Source organism: uncultured Chitinophaga sp. (genome assembly GCF_937874145.1).
Taxonomy (GTDB): domain Bacteria; phylum Bacteroidota; class Bacteroidia; order Chitinophagales; family Chitinophagaceae; genus Chitinophaga.
The window spans coordinates 1-7,029 of sequence record NZ_CALNBI010000243.1 but is presented as its reverse complement, the minus strand read 5'-3'; the positions used below and the strand labels follow the sequence as shown (position 1 = coordinate 7,029).

Below are 7,029 nucleotides of genomic sequence, written 5' to 3'. Positions count from 1 at the left end.
ACATCGAAATGGGCCGTACCTATAACGATAAAGCCGAAATCAAATCCGGCCTCAATCCTGGCGAAAGGATCATCACCACCGGCTTCCAGGGCCTGAACGACAACGACTTTATCAAGCTGTAACCGGCCAACTTTAAAAAATTAACCGATGAAGGACTTAGAAAAAGAATTCCGGCCGACCAGTTGGGCGATCGACAATAAGGTGAGCATTTATGTGGTCACCCTGATCATCGCCATTGCCGGCATCATCACTTATCAGAATCTTCCGAAGGAGCAGTTTCCCGAGGTAGTTTTCCCGCAATATTATATTTCCACGATCAACGTCGGCACATCGCCGGAGGATATGGAAACCCTCGTGACCAAGCCCATCGAGAAGAAACTGAAATCCATCTCGGGCGTGCGCAAAATCACGAGCACCTCCATCCAGGACTTCTCCGCCATCATCATCGAATTCAAACCGGAGGAAGACCTGCTCGAAGCGGGTATCCAGGTGAGGGAAAAGGTGGATGCGGCCAAAAAGGACCTGCCGAACAACCTTACCGAAGATCCCATGATCACCAAAATGGAGATCTCCGAGGTGCCTATCATGAACGTGAACATGTCCGGCGACTTCGATCTGCAAACCCTGAAAAAGTATGCGGACGAAATGCAGGACCGGATTGAAAGCCTGACCGAAATCACCCGTGTAGACATCGTGGGCGCCCTGGAACGCGAGATCCAGATCAACCTCGACAAATACAAAATGGACGCGGCCAAAATCAGTTTTGAAGACGTGATGATGGCCGTGGCAAACGAGAACAGGACCATCTCCGGCGGCCTTGTGCGTATCGACGGCATGAAACGTTCCCTCGCGGTGAAAGGCGAGTATAAAGATCCCAACCTGATCCGCGACATCGTGGTGCGCGGGGCTTCCGGCGCGGTGGTGTACCTCCGCGATATCGCCGAAGTAGTGGATTCGCATAAAGAACAGGAAAGTTATGCCCGCCTCAACGGCAAGTCGGTGGTTACCCTGAACGTTATCAAGCGCAGCGGCGAAAACCTGATCAACGCCTCCGATAAGATCCTGGCGCTGGTGGAAGACGCGAAAGCCAACCTGCTGCCCAAAGGCCTCGAAGTGACCATCACGGCCGACCAGAGCGATGCCACCCGCATCACCCTGCACGACCTTATCAATACCATCATCATCGGCTTCATCCTGGTAACCGTTGTACTGATGTTCTTCATGGGTGCGGTGAACGCCTTGTTCGTAGCCGCTTCCGTACCCATCTCCATGTTCATCGCCTTCCTTTTCATGCCGGCCCTGGGCTTCACCCTCAACATGATGGTGCTGTTCTCCTTCCTGCTGGCGCTGGGGATCGTGGTGGACGACGCCATCGTGGTGATCGAGAACGTGCACCGGATATTCTACGAACGGAAAGACCTCGGCATCGTTAAAGCCGCCAAGATCGCGGCGGGCGAGGTGTTCCTGCCGGTTTTCTCCGGAACGATGACCGTACTGGCGCCATTCTTCCCACTGCTGTTCTGGCCCGGAATCATCGGTAAGTTCATGTACTTCCTGCCGATGACGCTGATCGTAACCCTGTTGGCTTCGCTGTTCGTGGCGTATATCATCAACCCGGTGTTCGCGGTGGACTTTATGGACCGTCACGAAGGGGAAGACCATCCCAAACCGACCTGGAACCGCAAGTTCACCATTCTGACCATCGTGTTTGGCGTGGCGGCACTGATCGGTTACGGCGGAAGCATGGGCGCGGGGAACCTTGTGGTATTCATCTGGCTCCTCATCACCATCGAGCGGTTCTGGCTCGGCGGCGTGGCGCGGAAATTCCAGTCCAACATCTGGCCGCGCGTACAAAACCGTTACCGCCGCATCCTGGAGTGGTTCCTGGTGGGATGGAGGCCGGTATGGGCGCTCGTAGGCACTTTCGGGCTTCTCGTATTCAGCATCGTGATCACCGGTATCCGCAGTCCGAAAGTAGTGTTCTTCCCGACCGCAGATCCCAACTTCATCTACGCATACCTCGAATTGCCGAACGGTACCGACCAGGTAACGACGGATTCGATCACCAATATCATCGAGCAGCGCATCACCAAAGTAGTGGGCAAGAACAACCCGCTCGTGAAATCCATCATCTCCAACGTGGCCATCGGCGCAACCGATCCCTCGCAGATGGACCAGGGCAACTACCCCCATAAGGGCAAGGTGACCGTCGCTTTCGTGGAGTTCTCCAAACGTAACGGCCAGTCGACCCTCGAGTATCTCGACAAAGTGCGCCAGGCCGTGAAAGGCATTCCCGGCGCGGATATTACCGTGGAACAGGAACAGGGCGGCCCTCCCACAGGCAAACCCATCAACATCGAAATCTCCGGCGATGAATTTGACCAGCTGGCGATGACTTCCGAAAGATTGAAGCGTTACCTCGACAGCCTGCAGATCGGCGGCGTGGAAGAGCTGAAAAGCGACTTCCAGAGCAACAAGCCCGAGATCGTGGTGAACATCGACCGGGAGCGCGCCAACCGCGAAGGTATTTCCACCGGTCAGATCGGTACCGCTTTGCGTATCGCGCTCGCCGGCGTGGAAGCATCCAAGTTCCGTGACCCGGACGACGAATATGATATTACCGTTCGTTTGAAAGAAGACCAGCGGAACAATATCAACACCCTCATGAACCTGAACCTGACCTACCGTGATATGAACATGGGCGGCCAGATCCGCCAGGTACCCCTGAGCGCCGTAGCCGATATCCGATATAGCAATACTTATGCGGGTATCAAACACAAAGACGAAAAGCGGGTGGTAACGCTGTATTCAAACGTACTCACCGGGTACAACGCAAACGAAGTGGTAGCGGAAATCACCAGCGCCGTGTCCGATTTCAACCCGCCCGACGGCATCACCGTAAAAATGACAGGTGAGCAGGAAGACCAGGCCGAGACCATGAACTTCCTCCTGCTGGCGATGGTAGGTGCGGTAGGCCTCATTTTCCTCATCATGGTGACGCAGTTCAACTCCGTAGGCCGCGCCCTCGTTATTTTCCTGGAGATCCTTTTCTCCATCATCGGGGTGTTCCTCGGATTCGCCATCTTCGGAATGGATATCTCCATCGTCATGACCGGCGTAGGTATCATGGCGCTTGCAGGGATTGTGGCCAGGAACGGTATCGTACTCGTGGAATTCACCGACCTGCTGGTACAGCAGAACGTACCGTACAACGAAGCCGTGGTAGAAGGCGGCCGTACCCGTATGACGCCGGTAATCCTCACCGCCATCGCGGCCATCCTTGGCCTCGTTCCGCTGGCGGTAGGCCTCAATATCGACTTCTGGAAGCTGTTCGACGAGTTCAACCCGCACCTGTTTTTCGGCGGCGACAACGTAGCCTTCTGGGGCCCGCTCGCCTGGACGATGGTGTTCGGCCTGATCTTCGCCACCTTCCTGACGCTGATCCTGGTGCCCGTGATGTATGCCATGAACAAGCGCTGCATCGACGTGCTCGACCTTTACAATCTCCCCCGCGGGCTGAAATATGTTCCCTTCCTCGTGCTCATCCTCAAGCTGTTCATGAAGAAAGACACCGTGAGAAAACTGCATGACCCGAACTATATTTCACCGCGCCCATATCATTTCTTCAATCACCCCGAAGATGCGCAGCATGACGAACATGCCAGGCATCCGGACAAGGTGTCGATGAATTAAGAAACTGTTTTTATCAGAGCAAACAGTGTAACAGTTGTAGGTTAACTAGTACCGTCCCGACTCTTCGGGACGGTTTTTTTTTATTATTTTTCGACATGATTAAAAACTGGATACTTACCCTGCTGATGGCAGGAAGCAGCTGGGCCGTGGCTTCCGGCCAGGACAATGCCCGTTATACCGACGCGCGCCAATTCCAGATCGTAGGCAAAGGCCTGCCCACGAGCCCCGTTTACCAGCGGCTAGACTCCACGCAGGACCGGGCGCTGACGCCCGCGGTGAAGAACCTGTCGAAACACAGCTCCGGCATCGCCGTACTTTTCGAGACGAACAGCACGTATATCAGCGCGAAGTGGAACCTCCGCAGAGGGCTCTATCACGCCAATATCCCGCCGATCTGCCACAGCGGGCTGGACCTCTACGCCTGGAACAACGGGAAATGGCAATGGGTGGGCGTGGGCCGTCCGGGCGATAAAGACACTGCGAATACAAATACGCTCATCAGCAATATGGACGGGCAGATGCGGCAGTATATGCTGTATCTCCCCACCTACAACGAAATCACCTCCCTCCAGATCGGCGTGGCGCCGGAAGCGGAGTTGAGGAGATCGGCCAGTCCGAAGATCGACACCACGCACCGCATGGTGATTTATGGTTCCAGCATCCTGCAGGGCGCTTCGGCCAGCAGGGCGGGGATGTCATATTCTTCCATCCTGCAACGGCGGACCGGTTGGGACGTGGTGAACCTGGGCTTTAGCGGGAACGGCAAGATGGAATTCCCGGTGGCGGAGCTGCTCGCGGAAATGCCCGCATCTTTGTTTGTGCTGGATTGCATTCCGAACCCGACCGTGGAAGAAGTAAAGGAGCGGGCGTATCCGTTCATCAAACATTTGCTGGACAAGCGGCCGGAAGTGCCGGTGCTGCTGGTAGAGACGGTGAAAAGGGAGAACGGTTATTTCGACCAGAAGATCGGGCAGGTTACTGTAGATAAAAATAAGGCTATCAGGGAAGCATATACGAAGTTGAAATCGGAAGGGTATAAACAGCTGTATTATTTGTCGGCCGACAACCTGATCGGGCAGGATCATGAGGCTACGATCGACGGGGTGCACCTGACGGACCTGGGCTTTATGCGGCAGGTGGAGGCGATGATGCCGCAGTTGCGGAAACTGATGAAAAAATCCCAAGCGATAAGGTAAAATGCATGTAATTTTGGGCAAGACAAAAAACGCCAACAACCTATGCTGAACAGTCACGAGATAGACTATAAAATACACGGGGAGGAGATGCAGATCGTGGAGATCGAGCTGGACCCCAACGAGAGCGCCGTTGCCGAGGCCGGCAGTTTCATGATGATGGACCAGGCTATTAAGATGGAGACCCTATTCGGGGATGGATCCGGCGGCAAGCAGGGCATCTTCGGGAAAATAATGTCTGCCGGTAAGCGGCTGATTACGGGGGAGAGCCTTTTTATTACTTGTTTTACGAACGTGGGCCATGGCAAGCAACGCGTGAGCTTCGCGTCGCCCTATCCTGGCAAGATTATCCCGATGGACCTGCGGTTGCTGGGCGGCAAGATTATTTGCCAGAAGGACGCGTTTCTTTGCGCGGCGCGCGGGGTGAATGTCGGGATCGAGTTTCAGCGCAAGCTGGGGACGGGGATCTTCGGCGGTGAGGGTTTCATCATGCAGAAGCTGGAGGGCGATGGCCTGGCGTTCGTGCATGCGGGCGGTTATGTGATCGAGAAGGAGCTGGCGCCTGGTGAGGTGTTGAAAGTGGATACCGGTTGCGTGGTGGCTTACACCCAGCAGGTGGATTTCGACATTGAGTTTGTGCGCGGGGTGAAGAACATGGTATTCGGTGGCGAGGGGCTGTTTTTCGCGGTGATGCGCGGGCCTGGGAAGGTGTGGCTGCAGAGCCTGCCGATCAGTCGCCTGGCGAGCCGGGTGCTGGCTTATGGCACTGGCGCGCGGAAGGAAGAAGGGGGTATCCTGGGCGGCATAGGCAACCTGCTCGATGGAGATTGATAATCAACGCATTAATATCGGCGCCTGTCGGCCTGAGGGGGAACCCTGGGCGGGCGGGCGCCAACTTGATTGCGCATTTCAATGCGAAAATCCTTCCGTTTATACCATTTTTGCAAAAAATTAACGATTGGATTGGTAGTATTGTGCTAATATTGCCCGGAGGCTTGACCGGATACACCGGATTTTTTGTATATTACATGGGAACAGCGCTTGGCACTGTGTGGGTGCCAAAATCAGTGAATGTTCACTGGCGCGGTGAAGAAAATTTATCCTGGTGCTATGAATAAGAATTGAAAAACTTATCATGAAAATTATTCAGGTGTATCTCAAGGCAAAAATATTTTTACCAGGTCTTATAACGGTAGCCCTATAAGCGCGGTTTGGATGTTATCCAGTTAACCATTTGCCAGAACTACCTTTAAACATTCCTGTCGAGCTGGAGGTGAGGATTAATTAGAAATTTTCCGCGATAAAATTGTTACGCAATGCGGCGCTAAATTATCTTTGCGATTCCATTAACATAAGTAGAGAAAATTAAATAGCATTAAACGGAAGCCGGACCATATTGAACATAATCAATCATCCTGACGTTATGCAGGTTACGCGCCGGCGGATGAAATAATAAAATTTTAATCATTTTAGTTTAAACAAGTAGGTGAATTTCATTTTCATGAAATCATTGAAAAATTGCTTCAAACACGCTTTAATCAAGTAAGATGAATTTTGAGAGAAACGAACGCCCCCGAAAGTATTCTCCTGGCTACAGAGATCCGCAAGAACCCAACCAAGACCAGGACGGCGGTTATTCCAAGAAACCCGAATTTGGCAAAGACGGAGAACCACCTTACAACAATCCACGACCCGAAGGCGGCTATCGCCCGCGTAGCGAAGGCGGCGGCTATACTCCCCGTGGAGAAGGCGGCGGTTACACACCCCGCAACGAAGGTGGAAATTTCAACCGTGAAGGAACATTTAACCGCGAGGGCGGCGGATACACCCCGCGTAACGAAGGCGGCGGCGGATACCGCGACTTCAACCGTGACCGTGACTTCAACCGCGACCGCGGAGAAGGCGGCGGCGGGTACAATCGCGATCGTGGCGGCTACGGCGGCGGCGGTGGTGGTTATGACCGTGGCGGCGGCGGTTACGGCGGCGGCAATCGCGGTGGCGGATATGACCGCGGCGGCGGTGGCGGTGGCTACGACCGTGGCGGCGGATACGATCGCGGCGGTGGCGGCTATGACCGTGGCGGTGGAGGCGGTGGCTTCAACCGTGGTGGCGGCGGCGGCGGTTACGACCGCGGCGGTGGCGG

The 7,029-nt window shown here is 54.5% G+C and carries 3 protein-coding genes and 1 pseudogene; all 4 read left to right on the top strand.

Annotation, left to right across the window (positions count from 1 at the left end; genetic code table 11):
- Positions 1-147 precede the first annotated feature (147 nt).
- Positions 148-3,693 (top strand): efflux RND transporter permease subunit, encoded by a 3,546-nt coding sequence (locus Q0510_RS12020; RefSeq protein WP_298711749.1) that lies wholly within the window; start codon positions 148-150, stop codon positions 3,691-3,693.
- A 95-nt stretch (positions 3,694-3,788) separates the two neighbouring features.
- Positions 3,789-4,889 (top strand): SGNH/GDSL hydrolase family protein, encoded by a 1,101-nt coding sequence (locus tag Q0510_RS12015; RefSeq protein ID WP_298711746.1) that lies wholly within the window; start codon positions 3,789-3,791, stop codon positions 4,887-4,889.
- A gap of 45 nt (positions 4,890-4,934) precedes the next feature.
- Positions 4,935-5,717, top strand: coding sequence for a TIGR00266 family protein (locus Q0510_RS12010; protein ID WP_298711751.1), 783 nt, complete (start codon positions 4,935-4,937; stop codon positions 5,715-5,717).
- 716 nt (positions 5,718-6,433) lie between these two features.
- Positions 6,434-7,029 (top strand): annotated as a pseudogene (locus Q0510_RS12005) (hypothetical protein); the annotation flags it as partial.

Excerpts from the sequence above, each read along its gene's own strand:
- Q0510_RS12015 (WP_298711746.1), top strand. The coding sequence starts at position 3,789 with ATGATTAAAAACTGGATACTTACCCTGCTGATGGCAGGAAGCAGCTGG.
- Q0510_RS12020 (WP_298711749.1), top strand. The coding sequence starts at position 148 with ATGAAGGACTTAGAAAAAGAATTCCGGCCGACCAGTTGGGCGATCGAC.